Below are 19,315 nucleotides of genomic sequence, written 5' to 3'. Positions count from 1 at the left end.
AAATATGAGGATGTCATATGAGTAACGACAGTAATAAGTTATCGCCAGAAAAGTCATTTTGGGGATGGAAGTTGCTAGTCATCGCAATTATTTTAAGCTGCATTTTCATGGGAATCTTCTATTTGGCGATTACCAATGAACCTGACTATATGCCAAGTCAAAAACAGAAAGCGGCTGAACAGCACGACATGTCTAAGATGAGTCATGAAGATATGCAAAATATACAGCATTCAGCTTCAGAGCCAAAGCATAATCATTGATGATGTGAAAATCTTAAAATAAAAAGGAGGTCTGAGGACTTCCTTTTTAATTACAGATATTTAAAATAGGGTCAAACAGTAAAGATAATTAGAAATGAATGAAAAAATAGAAGCTTATCTTGATATTTTTAAACAATATGGCGAAGTTTCCATCGCGGATGAAGAGTGGACAACAGCGTTTGAACAAATATTTAGAGAACGACTAAAAATTGAAGGAATTGACGAAATTCGTATTTATCAGACCATTGTACAACCTGATCGAAAATTAATTTGTAGAGTATTTCATCAACCCAGTATGAAAATTCTTCAGGAATATCCTGCAAGAACAGCATTTATTCGTTGGTTACCTTTGCTTTGTATTGTGCTTTGTTATTTTTTAATCATCTCACTGATTGCTTTAAGTTCAGAGAAAATGTTGACAGTGGCATTTCTACTATTCTTACCTTTTAGTCTGGGTGCGATCATGGAGTATGTGAAATCTTTAAAATCTCCAAATTCGTTAAAACAAACATTTCTTCAGCAAATTTATATTTTATTCGGGATCATTGTTGTTGGTGTAGTCATTTTAAGAGAGGGTGGCATTTGTCTGATCATGGCAGCGCCGATATTTTTCCTCTGTTCGACTTTAGGTGCGACATGCATGCATTTTTTATGTCGACGTTTATGGAAGCCATATAATAAAGTTTACTCTATTGTACTTTTACCTTTGCTAGGCTTGTTACTATTACCTGATTTCTCTCAGTATCATAATGGTGTAACACGTCAAGAAATTATTGTTAATGCACCTATTCAAGATGTTTTTGCATCGATTAATAATATCCAACAGATTCAGTCCAGCGAAATAAAATTTAGTCCAATTTTTTTAATGGGTTTTCCAAAACCAATTTCTGGAATGACTGAGCAAACAGATAATGGCTTGATTCGTCAAATTTATTGGCAACGCGGTATTCATTTCCAAGAAAAAATCACTCAGTCTCATGCACCAACGCAGTTGGCTTGGACTTATGTTTTTAATCAGGAATCCTTTCCCAAAGGATCTTTAGATGATCATTTGAAAATTGGTGGAGCATATTTCAATTTGTTAACAACAGACTATCAACTGGAAGCCATTAGTCCACAGCAAACGAAAATGGTATTAACGATCGATTATCGTTTATCAACTGAAGTGAATTGGTATGCGGATTTATGGACACGCTATGTGCTGAATGAATTTAGTGATGTTGTACTTAATATCTATAAACACCGCTTGGAAAAACAAAGTTAAGGCTGAACACCTTAACTTTTCAAATCATGACTGATGCATACTCGCGAGTTGCTTTCCTGCATTTTGATAGAGGCTTAGGGCATATTCTTGTTTGGCACGACCACTTTCTTGCAAATATTGATCAAGTTTAGGGATATGTTTTGCGCCACGATAAACCAATGTATTTTTAGCAATTAAATACAATGGATACCATGCCAGCGTACGCGGTTTCAGTCCTAGATTTTTCATTTTACGTTGCCCAATAAAAAACTGAGTAATGTCTAAATGGTTTTGATAAGCCTTTCTTTGTAAAAATCTATTGAAATATTTATAGTGCCGCTCAAAAGGTTCTTTGGATAAACTGACGGCTAAAGCTTTGCTGCTTTCATCAACTTTGGGATGCGCATAATTCATCCACTGTAATAATTTCCACGCTTCAGACTCTTTATTGACTAACCATTTTTCATCTATTCCCATTAACCAACCCGCGTACTTCCAAAAATGCATCAAGGCATCGCACTCAGCTTTGCTTGGAAAAATACCAATGGCTCTCACACCGATCAGAAGCACCGCACTAAAGGCAATATTGGTCATGGCTTGATCATATTGATTGATGGGTGTGCCCCAAATCTCGTGATCCCAATCTTTTGACTTATTCAACTGATAACGTACAAGAGAATGAATGAACCGAACATAAATCGTCGAGGTAAAGCCATCGTTAAAACGTGAGAAGCTATTCAGTTGATTGACATCTAACCACCACTTATGCGTTTCTGCTAAACGTTTTCCTGCATATTTATGCAAAGCCCCAGTCTGAATAAGTGGTTGGTTAAAGCCGGGGTATTGATAACCTGTCATTAAAGCGAGATCACGTAGAATAAAAGTTCCATTGGAACCTAAACGATGCGTGAATTTGATTGCTGTTTCAATTTTGGCTGAATCCAGCCAACTCGGTGCATGCTCGACAATTTTAAAAAAATCAGTGAGCACTGGAATATCATGAGGAAGTTTATCTAAACCTTGATACAACGCCGCTTCAAAAAGCTTGCGATTTTGTCTAGGGTTGGTCATGACCCAATCCATAACTTGATCCATTGCATTATCACCCGTTTGTAGCGCATCGTTTAAAGATAAATACTCGGCATAACTTGGCTGTAGAGGTTGTTCTGTAAAATAATGAAAAATTCTAGTCTTGAGATTAGTTCGTGACATTTTTTCATAGGGTGCAAGTCGTTGTGGCTTAACTAAGGTTTGCATTTTTCGTTTGACCTGATTATTGTTTAGTCAAACTCTAATATGAATAATTATTCGTATTCAATTCGCATTTCGGGATGAATATGCCAATGAGAAAACAACCCCAACAACAACGTGCTCGAAATGTTGTAGATAGCATTTTAGAAGCAACACAATTGTGTATTGCTGAACACGGTTTGCTAAATGTCACCACACCTAAAATTTCTGAAAAATCAGGTGTCAGTGTCGGATCGATATATCAGTATTTTGGCAATAAAGAAGAAATCATTCAGGAGTTGCTACGCCGTAAAAGCGAGCAGCTCGGACTTGCACTTAAACAAATTGCCATCAGCCAAGAAGGTTTAAGTTTAAATGAAATCATACCGCTTAGTATTCAATTCGGTTTTGACATGATGAAAGCTGATGGTGGTTTCTTTATAGAGGTGTTGAAACATTGGCATGGTTATAACAATTCAGAAGCTGCAAAAGTTTTAGAAAAGCACTTCTATGAAGTCGGCTTATATGTATTCAGTCGCTTTTTTAAGGATTGGAGTTTTGAAGTGCTTAAGAATAAGTCTTTCGTCATTATTAACAGTACGCTTTTTACTATGATGCGCTATGTAAGCCATAATAACTTTCTAATTTCAGAGCAACAGCTTAAAAAAGAACTAACCTTAATGATCTTGGCTTATTTGGAACAAGATACCAACATCGTGCAATCTCAAAGCCAAGCCTAAAATAAAAGGCGAACCAAAACGTCAGTCCAAAATGTCAATAGATATGTGAAAGAACGGATTGTTTGGTTATCACCATCTCCACACGTGTCCTCATATGTAAGTAGAGTAAGTAGAGATAGTCATTCAGCAGATTATTGTGATTTTGATTCATAGGTAGGTATAGAACAAGAAATAATAATGATCGAGATGAAAATTCGAGTGATGCTGTTGAACTGAAGAGGAGTGCTCAAGGAGACTAACGAATTAAAATCATATTCACTGTGTGTTTTTTAAACCAAAAATGCATTTTTTTAATAAAAAAGCCAGATTTAGGGGAATAAATAGGCAAACAAAGCGAAATTAAGAAAATAATTAAAAAAGGGGGTTGTGTTAGGTTAGGAATGCTGTAGAATGCACATCCATCGGCGGTGATGAAGATTAAAACTTCTGATAAAACAATGACTTGGTTGAATTGATTAAGTTGGGTTTTAGAAAGGAAGTTTAAAAAATAATTTGAAATCACAGTTGACTTTCTAGAGATAGAGAGTAATATAGCCGACCTAGCTTGATGCTGACGAAGCATGAAGAAGATCATTAAGAGAATATGAAGAACAACTTGTGTGGATTTTTACTGATTGATTGATCGAAATATTATCATTGATTGATTGGTTTAAATTACTCGAAGTTTATTTGAGAGAATTTGTCAGTAATTGATGAGCCAGAATTGTGACCTTAAGTCACTAATGATTTTAACTGAAGGGTTTGATCATGGCTCAGATTGAACGCTGGCGGCAGGCTTAACACATGCAAGTCGAGCGGGGAAGGTTGCTTCGGTAACTGACCTAGCGGCGGACGGGTGAGTAATACTTAGGAATCTGCCTATTAATGGGGGACAACATCTCGAAAGGGATGCTAATACCGCATACGCCCTACGGGGGAAAGCAGGGGATCACTTGTGACCTTGCGTTAATAGATGAGCCTAAGTCGGATTAGCTAGTTGGTGGGGTAAAGGCCTACCAAGGCGACGATCTGTAGCGGGTCTGAGAGGATGATCCGCCACACTGGGACTGAGACACGGCCCAGACTCCTACGGGAGGCAGCAGTGGGGAATATTGGACAATGGGGGGAACCCTGATCCAGCCATGCCGCGTGTGTGAAGAAGGCCTTATGGTTGTAAAGCACTTTAAGCGAGGAGGAGGCTCTTTTGGTTAATACCCAAGATGAGTGGACGTTACTCGCAGAATAAGCACCGGCTAACTCTGTGCCAGCAGCCGCGGTAATACAGAGGGTGCGAGCGTTAATCGGATTTACTGGGCGTAAAGCGTGCGTAGGCGGCTTTTTAAGTCGGATGTGAAATCCCCGAGCTTAACTTGGGAATTGCATTCGATACTGGGAAGCTAGAGTATGGGAGAGGATGGTAGAATTCCAGGTGTAGCGGTGAAATGCGTAGAGATCTGGAGGAATACCGATGGCGAAGGCAGCCATCTGGCCTAATACTGACGCTGAGGTACGAAAGCATGGGGAGCAAACAGGATTAGATACCCTGGTAGTCCATGCCGTAAACGATGTCTACTAGCCGTTGGGGTCTTTGAGACTTTAGTGGCGCAGCTAACGCGATAAGTAGACCGCCTGGGGAGTACGGTCGCAAGACTAAAACTCAAATGAATTGACGGGGGCCCGCACAAGCGGTGGAGCATGTGGTTTAATTCGATGCAACGCGAAGAACCTTACCTGGTCTTGACATAGTAAGAACTTTCCAGAGATGGATTGGTGCCTTCGGGAACTTACATACAGGTGCTGCATGGCTGTCGTCAGCTCGTGTCGTGAGATGTTGGGTTAAGTCCCGCAACGAGCGCAACCCTTTTCCTTACTTGCCAGCATTTCGGATGGGAACTTTAAGGATACTGCCAGTGACAAACTGGAGGAAGGCGGGGACGACGTCAAGTCATCATGGCCCTTACGACCAGGGCTACACACGTGCTACAATGGTCGGTACAAAGGGTTGCTACCTAGCGATAGGATGCTAATCTCAAAAAGCCGATCGTAGTCCGGATTGGAGTCTGCAACTCGACTCCATGAAGTCGGAATCGCTAGTAATCGCGGATCAGAATGCCGCGGTGAATACGTTCCCGGGCCTTGTACACACCGCCCGTCACACCATGGGAGTTTGTTGCACCAGAAGTAGGTAGTCTAACCGTAAGGAGGACGCTTACCACGGTGTGGCCGATGACTGGGGTGAAGTCGTAACAAGGTAGCCGTAGGGGAACCTGCGGCTGGATCACCTCCTTAACGAAAGATTGACGATTGGTAAGAATCCACAACAAGTTGTTCTTCATTGATGTATCTGAGGGTCTGTAGCTCAGTTGGTTAGAGCACACGCTTGATAAGCGTGGGGTCACAAGTTCAAGTCTTGTCAGACCCACCAAGTCTACTGAACACAGAAGAGCAGATATATTAAGATCTTAAGCTGGGGACTTAGCTTAGTTGGTAGAGCGCCTGCTTTGCACGCAGGAGGTCAGGAGTTCGACTCTCCTAGTCTCCACCACTACTACGCAGTTACCTGATTAAAAAAGATTGATTATAGAAATTAATGAACTGAAGTTTATAGAGTTTATTAACTTCTGTGATTTATCACAGTGAACTACTTGCTGACGAGGCGGTAGTGAATCATTAACAGAATATATTTGAGTTGAAATAATTGTTTAACTCGTTTTATGAAGCTTAACAAGCAATTGTTAAAGCGGAATGAAATGAGAACTAGCGATAAAACTGAATCAAGCGTTTTGGTATATGAATTAAATTGAAGCTGTACAGTGATTAAGTTCACAAGCAACAAATAGAAGTGGTTAAATCCACATTGTTGATCCTCCTTGTAGGGATTAACGACTGTTTGGGGTTGTATAGTCAAGTAATTAAGTGCATGTGGTGGATGCCTTGGCAGTCAGAGGCGATGAAAGACGTAATAGCCTGCGATAAGCTTCGGGGAGGCGGCAAATATCCTGTGATCCGGAGATTTCTGAATGGGGAAACCCACTTACCATAAGGTAGGTATCGCATGATGAATACATAGTCATGCGAGGCGAACGAGGGGAAGTGAAACATCTCAGTACCCTTAGGAAAAGAAATCAATTGAGATTCCCTCAGTAGCGGCGAGCGAACGGGGATCAGCCCATTAAGTTATATGTGTATTAGCGGAAAGCTCTGGGAAGTGCTACCGTAGAGGGTGATAGTCCCGTACACGAAAGTGCACATATAATGATGACGAGTAGGGCGAGGCACGTGAAACCTTGTCTGAATATGGGGGGACCATCCTCCAAGGCTAAATACTCCTGACTGACCGATAGTGAACCAGTACCGTGAGGGAAAGGCGAAAAGAACCCCTGTGAGGGGAGTGAAATAGATCCTGAAACCGCATGCATACAAGCAGTGGGAGCCGACTTGTTCGGTGACTGCGTACCTTTTGTATAATGGGTCAGCGACTTATATTCAGTAGCAAGGTTAACCGCATAGGGGAGCCGTAGAGAAATCGAGTCTTAATAGGGCGTTTAGTTGCTGGGTATAGACCCGAAACCGGGTGATCTATCCATGAGCAGGTTGAAGGTTGGGTAACACTAACTGGAGGACCGAACCCACTGTCGTTGAAAAGCCAGGGGATGACTTGTGGATAGGGGTGAAAGGCTAATCAAACTCGGTGATAGCTGGTTCTCCCCGAAAGCTATTTAGGTAGCGCCTCGGACGAATACCATAGGGGGTAGAGCACTGTTTCGGCTAGGGGGTCATCCCGACTTACCAAACCGATGCAAACTCCGAATACCTATGAGTACTATCCGGGAGACAGACTGCGGGTGCTAACGTCCGTAGTCAAGAGGAAAACAATCCAGACCGCCAGCTAAGGCCCCAAAATTATAGTTAAGTGGGAAACGATGTGGGAAGGCATAGACAGCTAGGAGGTTGGCTTAGAAGCAGCCACCCTTTAAAGAAAGCGTAATAGCTCACTAGTCGAGTCGGCCTGCGCGGAAGATGTAACGGGGCTAAAACTATATGCCGAAGCTGCGGATGTATACATTGTATACGTGGTAGGGGAGCGTTCTGTAAGCCGATGAAGGTGTGTTGAGAAGCATGCTGGAGGTATCAGAAGTGCGAATGCTGACGTGAGTAACGACAAAACGGGTGAAAAACCCGTTCGCTGAAAGACCAAGGGTTCCAGTCCAACGTTAATCGGGGCTGGGTGAGTCGACCCCTAAGGCGAGGCCGAGAGGCGTAGTCGATGGGAAATTGGTTAATATTCCAATACTTCTGTGTAATGCGATGAGAGGACGGAGAAAGTTAAGTCAGCCTGGCGTTGGTTGTCCAGGTGGAAGGTTGTAGGCATGCATCTTAGGCAAATCCGGGGTGCTCTATGCTGAGAACTGATAGCAAGCGAGTTTACTCGTGAAGTGGCTGATACTATGCTTCCAGGAAAAGTCTCTAAGCTTCAGTTACACAGGAATCGTACCCGAAACCGACACAGGTGGTCAGGTCGAGTAGACCAAAGCGCTTGAGAGAACTCTGCTGAAGGAACTAGGCAAAATGGTACCGTAACTTCGGGAGAAGGTACGCTGCTGACGGTGATAGGACTTGCTCCTTGAGCTATTGGCAGCCACAGAAACCAGGCCCCTGCAACTGTTTATTAAAAACATAGCACTCTGCAAACACGAAAGTGGACGTATAGGGTGTGATGCCTGCCCGGTGCTGGAAGGTTAATTGATGGGGTTAGCGTAAGCGAAGCTCTTGATCGAAGCCCCAGTAAACGGCGGCCGTAACTATAACGGTCCTAAGGTAGCGAAATTCCTTGTCGGGTAAGTTCCGACCTGCACGAATGGCATAATGATGGGGGCGCTGTCTCCAGCAGAGGCTCAGTGAAATCGAAATCGCCGTGAAGATGCGGTGTACCCGCGGCTAGACGGAAAGACCCCGTGAACCTTTACTGCAGCTTGACATTGAACTTTGATCTTACTTGTGTAGGATAGGTGGGAGGCTTAGAAGTAGCGACGCCAGTTGCTATGGAGCCATCCTTGAAATACCACCCTGGTAATATTGAGGTTCTAACTCTGTCCCGTTATCCGGGACGAGGACCATGTCTGGTGGGTAGTTTGACTGGGGCGGTCTCCTCCTAAAGAGTAACGGAGGAGTACGAAGGTGCGCTCAGCGTGGTCGGAAATCACGCGTAGAGTATAAAGGCAAAAGCGCGCTTAACTGCGAGACCCACAAGTCGAGCAGGTACGAAAGTAGGTCTTAGTGATCCGGTGGTTCTGTATGGAAGGGCCATCGCTCAACGGATAAAAGGTACTCTGGGGATAACAGGCTGATACCGCCCAAGAGTTCATATCGACGGCGGTGTTTGGCACCTCGATGTCGGCTCATCTCATCCTGGGGCTGAAGCAGGTCCCAAGGGTATGGCTGTTCGCCATTTAAAGAGGTACGCGAGCTGGGTTTAGAACGTCGTGAGACAGTTCGGTCCCTATCTACCGTGGGCGTTGGAAATTTGAGAGGATCTGCTCCTAGTACGAGAGGACCAGAGTGGACGAACCTCTGGTGTACCGGTTGTGACGCCAGTCGCATCGCCGGGTAGCTATGTTCGGAAGGGATAACCGCTGAAAGCATCTAAGCGGGAAGCCTACCTCAAGATAAGATTTCCCTAGGACTTTATGTCCTCTAAAGAGCCGTTGAAGACTACGACGTTGATAGGTTGGATGTGGAAGTGCGGTGACGCATGAAGCTGACCAATACTAATTGCTCGTGAGGCTTGACTATACAACACCCAAGCAGTTGTATGTGAAGCATCATTTGATTCATAAAAGATCAAAGAAACTTGATTTAGTTGTAAAGCTAGTTACAATAACCAACTCAAATGTTCTTCTGTTAAACTCATTTGGAACAAAGTAAGGCATACCCATAAGACCCGAAAAAGTCCATAACAGTTTGCTGGCGACAATAGCAAGAGTGAACCACCTGATCCCTTCCCGAACTCAGAAGTGAAACCTCTTAGCGCTGATGGTAGTGTGGGGTTACCCATGTGAGAGTAAGTCATCGCCAGCTTTTAATTCTTAAAACACCCTCAACTAAAATGTTGAGGGTGTTTTTTTATGGGGAAAATATAAAAGTGAATGAATGAAATGATGTTTTTAGAATATAATTTAGAGGATGAGAATACAAAAACGAAAATGCTCGAACATAATAGAGCTCATAGTTTTTCTTTAGGCTTTTATCCTAAGGTTGAATTTGCTACAGTTGCAATATTTTGCTATCAACAAAATAAAAAAATGCCAAAACAAATTGGTTCAGGTGTAGCTGTTTGTTTGTGTGGAGAATATTTTATTTTTTCGGCGGCACATGTATTTCATGAATTTGGAAATAAGCCAATCATTGTAGGTTATTTTGGAGGCTTAAAACTTATTTATTTACAAGGAGATAGGTTCAGTACAGCAAAATCAGGGAAAAATCATAATAGTGATCCTATAGATGCAAGTGTTTATCATATACATTCTAAATTAGATGAAAGCTTTAAAAAGATTTTTTTAGATTATGATGATTTGGACTTACATAGAACTAACTTGAAAGTATGTAATAATTTTCAAGATAATCCTTATATTATTTCAGGGATTAAATCAAATAGATCAAACATCTCGAATAGTATAGCCAATTTTAAGCAAGAGGGATTTCCTACAAGAGAAATGCCGAAAGAAGTCTATGATTATTATAATTTAAATCAAGATATACATGTTGCTATGGTCTATGATAAGAAAAGACTAATTAATGGAAAATTATGGGAGACTTCTCCAAATTTAAAAGGATGTAGTGGGGGGGCTATCATTCGTTCACAGGGTATTTTTTTCAAGGAGCCCTTTATTGTAAATCAACCAAAGCAAAAACTAACAGCAATTCTAATTGAGCATAAGCTAGGCAGAGGGAAATATTTTGATACCGCTGTTGGAATTAGGATAAATATTCATTTAGGTTTGATTAATAAATACTTGCCAAATCTAAAATTTTATTCAATACCTTAATTAGAATAAAAGGACATGATTTGCGAATTTAGTGTTTTAATACATCTAAGAGAAATGATTAGATGGAAAAAGTTATTGCTTATCTAAGAAGCTTATAGCTTCTTAAGATGTACATCATAATATATTATATAGTTACAAAAAGAAAACCCCATCATCCTGATGGGGTTTTCTTCGTATTGGTGTGTTAGATTTGACTCCTGTCGAATCTCACGTTCCTGATGCTCAGACGTTTTGTTATTGTTGTTTTGTCTGGGAAACTTCCTGTTCCCGATAACGATAGAATAGGTGAATTTAAAGCAACCGTATATTCGCTAAATTCGGCAGGATTTGTAGGTAAATGCTTACTTCGAATGGATTAGAAAATTGCTGTTAACAATATAAAATAGTTCAATACTGTCTTTTCTTTACAATAAATAAAACATCAAAGTATTGAGGAACAAGAAATGGAAGCGTTACGACAGAAATTTTTTTACTTACCTCTACTCATGGGCTGTACATTACTCAGTGCATGCAATGCTCAAAGCAATTCATCATCTGAAGTAAAACAAGCGACAGAAAGCACAACTGCGATGATTGATCAAAGCTATCGTGTTGAAAAAGTCGCGACATTTGATGAACCCTGGGCAATGACTGAATTGGTGGATGGGCGATTATTGATTACAGAGAGACGAGGGAAATTAAAGCTCTATGATCCTTCTTCATCACAAAGCATTGATATTTTAGGTGTTCCGCCAGTTGCTTATGGTGGGCAAGGTGGATTGGGTGATATTGCTTTGCACCCTGACTATAAAAATAATCATCAAATCTATTTGAGTTATGCTGAAAAAGGCAATGGTGGTTATGGCGCAGTTGTAGTTCGTGGTGAATTAAACCTGCAAGAAACAAATCCTCAAATCCGCAATATACAAAGAATATGGGAACAAGTTCCAAAGGTCTCAGGACAAGGGCATTATGCGCATCGTATGTTATTTGGGAAAGATGGAAAGCTTTGGATCAGTTCTGGAGAACGTCAGAAATTTGATCCTGCACAAGATATGAAGTCGAATTTGGGTAAAGTCATTAGACTGAATGATGATGGTACTGTTGTTGCAGATAACCCATTCACTCAACAAGGTGAAATCGCAAAACAAGTCTGGTCTTTAGGGCATCGTAATCCCTTAGGTATCGCTTTTGATCATAAAGACCAATTGTGGGTTGTAGAAATGGGACCTAAGGGCGGTGATGAATTAAATCTAATTCATAAAGGTGAGAATTATGGTTATCCCATTGTTTCCAATGGGGATCATTATTCAGGAAAAGAGATTCCTGATCATGTCACCCGTCCTGAATTTAAAGCACCTGAGATCAGTTGGACACCTGTAATTTCTCCATCGAATTTGGTGTTTTATCAAAAACAATTGTTCCCTCAATGGACGAATAAGGCGCTCATTGGTGGATTGTCTTCAGAAGCAATTATTGTGGTCGATACTGAATCAAAGCCAGTTCGTGAAATACAGCGTTTGAACATGAAACAGCGGATTCGAGATATTTATCCAGCGCATGATGGTTCGATTTGGGTACTGGAAGATGGAAAAAATGCTGGGCTATTAAGACTATTACTAAAATAGAAAACTTATTTAATTCAATATATTGTTATATCTTAAGGATAGATGATACATCAAACTTTTATGATGAGAAAATGTTGAAACAATTTAATCAATATGAGGTTAATTGATACGGTAGTATATTAATCATGCTATCCTTTTGATTTTAAAATAACATAAAATGAGAACAAATAATGCCTGCAACTACAATTGATGTTCGATATCAATATTCTGTTGAACAAGAAGTGGATTTAGTTGGAGCAGTTCAAAATGCTTTAGTTAGTGTATTTAAAATTACTGATGATGATCGTAATATTTGTTTAATCGTACATGATCCACATCGCTTTTTATGCCCTCCAAATAAGCGTAATCCCGAAAAGTTTACTCGTATCACTATCGATTGCTTTGTTGGGCGTACATTGGACACAAAACGAAGTTTGTATCTTAAAATTGTAAATAACCTTTCTGCATTTGGAATTCCAAAAGATCATATAAAAATTATATTAAGAGAGATCCCAACGGAAAATTGGGGAGTACGTGGTGGTCAAGCAGCTTGTGATATTGATTTGGGATTTGATATTCAAATTTGATCCAAAATCAAACTTACTTGACTCCGTATTGTCATTGAAATGACTTAAAATTGTCATCCTGATTGGTTTAAATAAGGCTCATTTAAACCAATAAAAAGACCTTTATGAAAAAATTAGCCTACTCACTTTTAGCTTTCAGTATATTGGGTTTAACCGCTTGTAATGATGATGACAACGACTTTTCGTTCGAATCATCGGTTACCGTGCCTACATTGCTATCATTTGCTAAGCTTGATGTTGAAACTTATGCTGCTGGTCCAAATTCAGGCGCTTTCGTCAAAGGTGCCAATGGTATATTTCCGCCATTTAAAGGACAGCCCGTACAAGGTTTTTCAGGTGCATTAAAAAATAATGACGGTACCTATATGGTCATGGCTGATAATGGTTTTGGTACCCAAGATAATTCATCAGATTTTCTGTTGCGTTTGTATCAGATCAAATCTGATTTTCGAACCAAGTCATCTGGAACAGCGAAAGTTCAAGTGATGAGCTTTGTCCAACTTCGTGACCCAAATAAATTAATTCCGTTTAATATCGTCAATCAAAATACCGCTGATCGTTTGCTCACTGGCGCTGATTTTGATCCTGAATCGATTCAACGTACTGCGGATGGTACGTATTGGATTGGGGATGAGTTTGGACCTTATTTACTGCATTTTGATAAAGATGGAATCTTGTTGGATGCGCCAATTCCATTACCAAATCCATTGAAAGTAGGCGCTGAATTACGCTCACCACAAAACCAGTTCAACAAAGCGAATATAAATTATGTTGAACCATTGGTTCAGCAAAGTGGCGGTTTCGAAGGTATGGCATTGTCTAAAGATGGGCAATATTTATACCCATTACTAGAGAAACCCTTAAAAGGCGAGACCACTCAGCAATTACTGATTTCTCAATTTGATGTAAAGAAAAAAGCCTATACAGGACGTTATTATTATTTCACTTTAAATACCAAAGCGACCAATATTGGTGACTTCCAAATGTACGATGACAAATCTGGCATTATTATCGAACGTGATGCGAGTCAGAATAAGCTCGATGGTTATAAAAAGCTGATTCAAATTGAGCTTGGCGATGTTGGTAAAGCGGTTAAACGTTCAGATTTGGTCGATTTAATGAACGTTGCTAATCCAAATAATTTATATGGTGCGCCACATGATGGTGATATCGGTACAGGCACTACATTCGCCTTTCCATTTGAAACGATTGAAGATGTCATTATTGAAAATAAAAATACTTTAACTGTGATGAACGACAATAATTTTCCCGGATCTTCTGGACGAAATGCAAAGCGTGCTGATGACAATGAAATTATTCAGATCAAGTTGCCTAAGGCATTGTATTAATACTGAGTCGCAACTATTCAAAGAATCGTATGTGGATATTTGATCAGAGTAAAAAGCCAGTCATTTGACTGGCTTTTTGTACTTCCTAAATAAGGCAATTAGGCTAAACAATCTTGTTTAGAGACTTGATCTGGGCAACCCAGAGGATTTAAAGCGCATTTTAAATCTTCGATCTGCTCATGAGTTACATAACCTTTAGATTTGAGGTAATCCGCAACTCGATCATCACGTAAACTTAAAAATGCTGCATCATATACGCCTAAATCAACAAATAATGCTGCTGTTTCTAAACTATTGAAGCGATCAAGGAAGACATCATTGCCATACATCAAGAATACATGGTCATAGTCTGCATGAGCATCTACTTTTAGACGCATTGCGAGCGTTGTCGGTGAAGTTTTAATGAATAACAAGTCTGATAGTTCATCAAACTGGGTCATGTCTAAACTATTTTCCCCAGTTTTAACTTTACCTAACCATGCTTTAAATACCAATACAGCACCACCACGAAGTAACATACTCCAGACTTGATGACGAACCTCATCATTTAAGCATTCGCATTCATCTTCTAAGCGTTGAACTAACTTTTCTTCTTGTTGGGCTAATTTATCAAATAAACCTAGACCTTGTGGATGAAATGCAACAGGTGCAAATACATCAAATTTTAATTCATCAAAAACTTGCAGTGCTAAAGGTACTGTTGCTTGATAGATGGTATTCAGCGCTTGGATTTGAGTGTCTTGCAACTTACTATGTTTAAAAATAGCTTGCCAATCGATTTCAGGCAGAATTGAATTAGCACCATATTGACGATGGAATTGTTGAGCTTGGTGTAGCCCATGTGGAACAGTTTCTGAAATATTCATAGCTAAAATCCTATTTAAAATTGAATTCAAACGCTGTTTTTGTTTCCCTAAACATGAGCGTGATTTTGTCTTGAATTAATTTTTGATTTATCTGAGATGCAATAGGAATACGACTAAAGTTGTATATGGGGTGAAAAGTAGTTTTTTATTATTTAAAATCAAATAAATATAAAATTGTAACTAACTATACAAGTGTATATTTACTATTTTGATGTTATTTGCCATAGAAAATAAAGCTTTGGAATCTTTCGCCAATAAACAAGGCAGTCTTTGGCAGCTTTTTGAATGCTTTTGCACAATCCTTAAAAAAAATTGCTATTTATCTTAAAAAAATGTGTAACACACGCGCTAGAGCACGAAGCTCTAGCGCGTGTAAATGTTTCAAAACATTAAAGAAGGGGATTCTAATAGGCAACACTATTTTGAAATTTTCAATCCAGATAACCATGCGCGTAGTGAGGCTGGTTTAAGTGGTTTCTTTAAAAGCACAACATTTAAATCTTTGACACGTTGTGGTAATTCAGGATCGGAGTCTGCGGTGATCAGTGCTGCAGGAACATTTTCCTGACGATTTTCAATGATGAAATCCAAACCAATTTTGCTATTGTTTAGATGCTGATCCACTAACCAGACTTGAATATTTTCTCTTTGAATAATGTCCAAAGCCTGTTCAGGTTCTGTGGCCTTAAAGACTTGATAACCCCATTTGGTCAGCAGGGTAGTCATGCCTTCCAAAATTGTATCGTCATTATCTAAACATAAAATCTTATATGCTTTTGCTTTTAAAGGAACAGCTTGCACTGGTGTAGCAACAATTTTAGGTGCTTCTACAACGGGGACATCAATCATGAAGCATGAGCCTTTACCGAGCTCTGAATAGACATGTACAGGATAATCCAACAAGCTGGTCATTCGTTGAACAATCGCAAGACCAAGCCCTAAACCTTGTTCCCCCCAAGGTGAAGTATGCCCACAACGCTCAAACTCCTGAAACAGTTTAATGCGTTGTTCTTCTGCAATCCCAGGACCTGTATCCCAAACACCAATGCGGATATGTTGTGGAAGATCTGAAGCACGCAGTACACCCACCACGACACGCCCACGCGCTGTATAACGTAAGGCATTACTAACAAAGTTTTGGATGATACGACGAATCCATTGCGGGTCGGTGTCAATCCAGAATTGAGCATCATGTACGTGCAACTGGATATCACGTTGTGCGGCAATCGATTTAAATTGCAGTTCCAAATCACTGAGTAAATCATGTAATGGATAGGCTTGGCGTTTCGGCTGAATTGAACCACCTTCCAAGCGTGCAATATCCAAAAGAGCAGATAACATGCTTTCTGCACCATGCAAAGCACGGTCAAGCTGTTGTAAAGTTTTTCGGTCTTCATCCGACTGAACGCTTTGTTCTAATGCTGTACTGAATAGACGTGCGGCATGCATGGGCTGAAGCAAGTCATGGCTGGCGGCGGCAATAAAGCGACTTTTTGACATGTTGGCTTTATCGGCTTGTTCGCGTGCAAGTTGTTGTTCTTCAAGTGCATCAGCCAACTGTTGGGTACGATCAGAGACACGGGCTTCAAGTACAGCTTCATTTTCACGGAATGCGGTAATATCAGCAAAAGTGGTAACGAAACCTCCACCTTCAATTGGATTTCCACGCATTTGAATCACACGACCATCTTTACGAATTCGTTCAAACTCATGCGCACTTCCGACTTTCATCCAGTGAATTCGCTTGCGTACATGTTCTTCTACCGAGCCAGGACCACATTCACCACGTTCAGCGTTATAACGAATCAAGTCTGCAATTGGACAACCGACATAAACGAGATCTTTAGGATAATCAAAAAGTTTGAGGTATTGATTGTTCCATGCCACCAGACACATATTTTCATCCACCACACTGACCCCTTGCGTCATATGGTCAATCATGGTCATGATGAGATTTTGGTTAAAGCGTTGCCATTGTGAAGCTTGGTCAAGAATGTTGGCAACTTGTCCCAAGGCTAAGCCGTTATTGACCATCGCTGTAGTTAATAAGGTACGCGCAGATGCTGCACCAATCGTTCCAGCAAGATACTGTTCGGTAAAACGCCACCACATCCCATTTGCACTGCTATTTTCATTTAAAACCACATTGTTCATAGCACAGAATTGCTGAAATGCGTGTGTTGCAGGTCCTTCACCAGTGATACGTTTAGCCAGTGCGATTAAATCGCCAACTTTGAGCTTGGCAACATCATGGTGTAAATAGTTAATATCAGTCGAAGTATTTTGCGCAGGTAAAGGTTTGGTTTCGTAATAGAAAAAGCTTTCGGCTTGTATTTGTTCTGCAATACTTGGGCGATAAATTCGAGATACCCAGATATATAAGGTAATGTTTAATCCGAGTGCCCAAATAACACCATGTGTTAATGGTGCGAATGATTCAAAACCAAATAATGCTTCTGGTCTTAACCATTCGATATTTAAAGGACCAAACATTAAAAACTGATGTGCGAACTCACTATACTCAACAGGTAAGCTTCGCAAAATTGTTGGAAGCAACAAGGTATATGACCACAGGATAAAACCGACCACTAAACCAGAATAGACCCCTTGGCGGCTACCTCCTCGCCAATATAAACCACCAATCAATGCTGGTGAGAACTGTGCAACAGCACTGAATGCCAAAAGACCAAAAGTTGAGAGTTGGTCAATATCATTAAAGAAATGGAAGAATAGAAAACCAAGTAGCATCACCGCTAAAATACACACACGACGTGTAAATTTAAGCACTTGCGGTAAGCGTTTATCATGACGGGAAAGAATTCCAAATTTCCATAAAGCAGGCATGATCAAGTCATTACTCAGCATGATAGACAGTGCGACAGAAGAGACCAAAAGCATCCCTGTAGATGCAGAAAACCCCCCTAAAAATGCCAGTAAAGATAACCAGTCTTGGTTATAACTAATCGGTAAAGAAAGTACCGCAACATCTGGAATGGTTAAATATTTCGGTGCTGCATGAAGTGCCCAACTGGCAATTGGAATAATGGCAATAATGGTAAGGATTAAATAAGCAGCAAACCAGCGTCTAGCACCTCGAATATGCTTTTCATCGCGTAACTCCACCACAGCAACGTGGAACTGACGGGGCAAACAAATAATCGCTAAAGATGCCAATAAGGTTTGAATCCAAAATGTTTCAGGAACACCAAACAGTTGCACTTCATGAAAGGTTTTTTGTACATCATGTGAAATTTGTACAATATTTTGAGGGTGGTCAAAAATAAAAAAGAAGGCAACACAGAGTAGTGCAAACAGTTTGACAAAAGATTCAAATGCTACCGCAAGCATGAGTCCGCCATGCTGTTCGGTATTGGCGATTTGTCGCGTTCCAAACATCATCGCTAAGATTGCAAGCACCGCAGTGAGTCCAAGTACACCATTGGTTGTGGTTGAAACAACTTGGGTATTATGATCGAGCATGACCGATGCACTGAGTGCAATCGCACGTAACTGCAAAGCCAAATAAGGAATAATTGCAATAACTGCTAAGATGGTGACCAAAGAGGCAAGTGTTCCGCTTTTACCATAACGAGCAGCAACAAAGTCGGCAATCGATGAAATGGCATGATGCTGGCGTACACGACCTAAACGACGCCAAATGTCATAACCTAGCCAAACGAATAATAAAGGTCCTAAATAAATCGGTAGGAAAATAATCCCTTCTCTTACTGCTGCACCAGTTGCACCATAAAAAGTCCAAGATGAACAATAAACGCCCAATGTTAGACTAAAGAGAAGCATTCTGCCACGAGTGCTTAATCGGCTGGCATGCTTCTCCCCAAAGAAGGCACAAACGAAGAGAATGAAGATGTAAAGGGCTAAAACCCCTATAATTAACCAACTGTTCATAAGGACTACAGTATAAAAATCTACCCCCTATCATACCGCATCCATGAATTGACTCACGCACTTTGCTCAAAATTTAACGACCAAAGTCTAAGTTACGAGAACCCCACAATATTGTTAATTTTGACCATGTAAAAAAAGATTAAAAAAAGCAACCAGGGTTCTGGTCGCTTATCAAGGAGCATGGTTATGGATGAGAGACAAGTAGAGGCGATTCTACAAAATCCAAAATTCAAAGAAATGGTTGCTAAAAAAAGTAGATTGAGCTGGACATTAACTGCAATTATGTTGTTCGTTTATGTTGGATTTATGCTTTTAGTTGGCTATAACAAAGAATTTTTGATGACTTCATTTAGTGGTGGAGTCACCACTTGGGGTATTCCTTTAGGTCTAGGCATTATTGTTTTATCTTTCATTTTGTGTGGTGTGTATTCATATATTGCCAACAATAAATTGGATCAATTGAATGAAGATGCAATGAGAGAAGTAGAAGCAATTGCTCATGAAAAAGGACTTCACTAAG

The 19,315-nt window shown here is 40.4% G+C and carries 12 protein-coding genes, 2 tRNA genes and 3 rRNA genes; 13 read left to right on the top strand and 4 right to left on the bottom strand.

Annotated elements, in window-relative coordinates; all coding sequences use genetic code 11:
* The first annotated feature begins 17 nt into the window (after positions 1-17).
* On the top strand, positions 18-260 hold the full coding sequence (locus F938_RS19680) for a DUF4199 domain-containing protein (protein WP_005034540.1): 243 nt from the start codon (positions 18-20) through the stop codon (positions 258-260).
* A 94-nt stretch (positions 261-354) separates the two neighbouring features.
* Positions 355-1,524, top strand: a complete 1,170-nt coding sequence (locus F938_RS19675; RefSeq protein WP_004831943.1) for a hypothetical protein — start codon at positions 355-357, stop codon at positions 1,522-1,524.
* A gap of 24 nt (positions 1,525-1,548) precedes the next feature.
* On the opposite strand, the gene F938_RS19670 is transcribed toward F938_RS19675, so the two are convergent.
* Positions 1,549-2,760, bottom strand: coding sequence for an oxygenase MpaB family protein (locus F938_RS19670; protein WP_005034537.1), 1,212 nt, complete (start codon positions 2,758-2,760; stop codon positions 1,549-1,551).
* A gap of 86 nt (positions 2,761-2,846) precedes the next feature.
* Here F938_RS19670 and F938_RS19665 point away from each other — a divergent pair, with 86 nt between their 5' ends.
* Positions 2,847-3,473 carry a TetR/AcrR family transcriptional regulator gene (locus tag F938_RS19665; RefSeq protein WP_026040263.1) on the top strand — a complete coding sequence of 209 codons (627 nt, stop codon included), beginning with the start codon at positions 2,847-2,849 and terminating at the stop codon, positions 3,471-3,473.
* A 235-nt stretch (positions 3,474-3,708) separates the two neighbouring features.
* Here F938_RS19665 and F938_RS23990 read toward each other — a convergent pair whose 3' ends face one another.
* Positions 3,709-4,035, bottom strand: coding sequence for a hypothetical protein (locus F938_RS23990; protein WP_005034533.1), 327 nt, complete (start codon positions 4,033-4,035; stop codon positions 3,709-3,711).
* Between the two features lie 167 nt (positions 4,036-4,202).
* Here F938_RS23990 and F938_RS19660 point away from each other — a divergent pair.
* The 9 genes from F938_RS19660 to F938_RS19620 all read left to right on the top strand — a co-directional run bounded on the left by F938_RS19660 (position 4,203) and on the right by F938_RS19620 (position 14,020).
* Positions 4,203-5,741 (top strand): 16S ribosomal RNA (locus tag F938_RS19660).
* Positions 5,742-5,800: 59 nt separating this feature from the next.
* A tRNA-Ile gene (locus F938_RS19655) sits at positions 5,801-5,877 on the top strand.
* 44 nt (positions 5,878-5,921) lie between these two features.
* Positions 5,922-5,997 (top strand) — tRNA-Ala (locus F938_RS19650).
* Between the two features lie 357 nt (positions 5,998-6,354).
* Positions 6,355-9,245 (top strand): 23S ribosomal RNA (locus tag F938_RS19645).
* A gap of 170 nt (positions 9,246-9,415) precedes the next feature.
* A 5S ribosomal RNA gene (rrf, locus tag F938_RS19640) occupies positions 9,416-9,530 on the top strand.
* Together the 16S, 23S and 5S rRNA genes with 2 tRNA genes alongside form the textbook arrangement of a ribosomal RNA operon.
* A 68-nt stretch (positions 9,531-9,598) precedes the next feature.
* Complete coding sequence (locus F938_RS19635; protein ID WP_005034530.1) at positions 9,599-10,498, top strand: hypothetical protein; 900 nt, start codon at positions 9,599-9,601, stop codon at positions 10,496-10,498.
* Between the two features lie 443 nt (positions 10,499-10,941).
* Positions 10,942-12,105: a PQQ-dependent sugar dehydrogenase gene (locus F938_RS19630; RefSeq protein WP_005034528.1), complete on the top strand. Its 1,164-nt coding sequence runs from the start codon at positions 10,942-10,944 to the stop codon at positions 12,103-12,105.
* A gap of 170 nt (positions 12,106-12,275) precedes the next feature.
* Entirely contained in the window at positions 12,276-12,671 is a 396-nt protein-coding gene (locus F938_RS19625) for a tautomerase family protein (protein WP_005034526.1), read from the top strand.
* A 104-nt stretch (positions 12,672-12,775) separates the two neighbouring features.
* Positions 12,776-14,020 carry an esterase-like activity of phytase family protein gene (locus F938_RS19620; protein ID WP_005034524.1) on the top strand — a complete coding sequence of 415 codons (1,245 nt, stop codon included), beginning with the start codon at positions 12,776-12,778 and terminating at the stop codon, positions 14,018-14,020.
* Positions 14,021-14,118: 98 nt separating this feature from the next.
* Here the strand turns inward: F938_RS19620 and F938_RS19615 are convergent, their stop codons facing one another.
* Positions 14,119-14,886 (bottom strand): hypothetical protein, encoded by a 768-nt coding sequence (locus tag F938_RS19615; RefSeq protein ID WP_005034522.1) that lies wholly within the window; start codon positions 14,884-14,886, stop codon positions 14,119-14,121.
* 417 nt (positions 14,887-15,303) lie between these two features.
* Positions 15,304-18,795: a hybrid sensor histidine kinase/response regulator gene (locus F938_RS19610; RefSeq protein WP_005034520.1), complete on the bottom strand. Its 3,492-nt coding sequence runs from the start codon at positions 18,793-18,795 to the stop codon at positions 15,304-15,306.
* A 186-nt stretch (positions 18,796-18,981) separates the two neighbouring features.
* Here F938_RS19610 and F938_RS19605 point away from each other — a divergent pair, with 186 nt between their 5' ends.
* The gene (locus F938_RS19605; RefSeq protein ID WP_004825640.1) at positions 18,982-19,314 is read left to right on the top strand and encodes a DUF485 domain-containing protein; all 333 of its coding nucleotides are present in this window, start codon (positions 18,982-18,984) and stop codon (positions 19,312-19,314) included.
* Position 19,315 lies beyond the last annotated feature (1 nt).

It is taken from the genome of Acinetobacter bereziniae LMG 1003 = CIP 70.12 (assembly GCF_000368925.1).
GTDB lineage: Bacteria > Pseudomonadota > Gammaproteobacteria > Pseudomonadales > Moraxellaceae > Acinetobacter > Acinetobacter bereziniae.
Note: the sequence above shows the minus strand (reverse complement) of the source record. Positions and strands in the feature narration are given on the sequence as shown.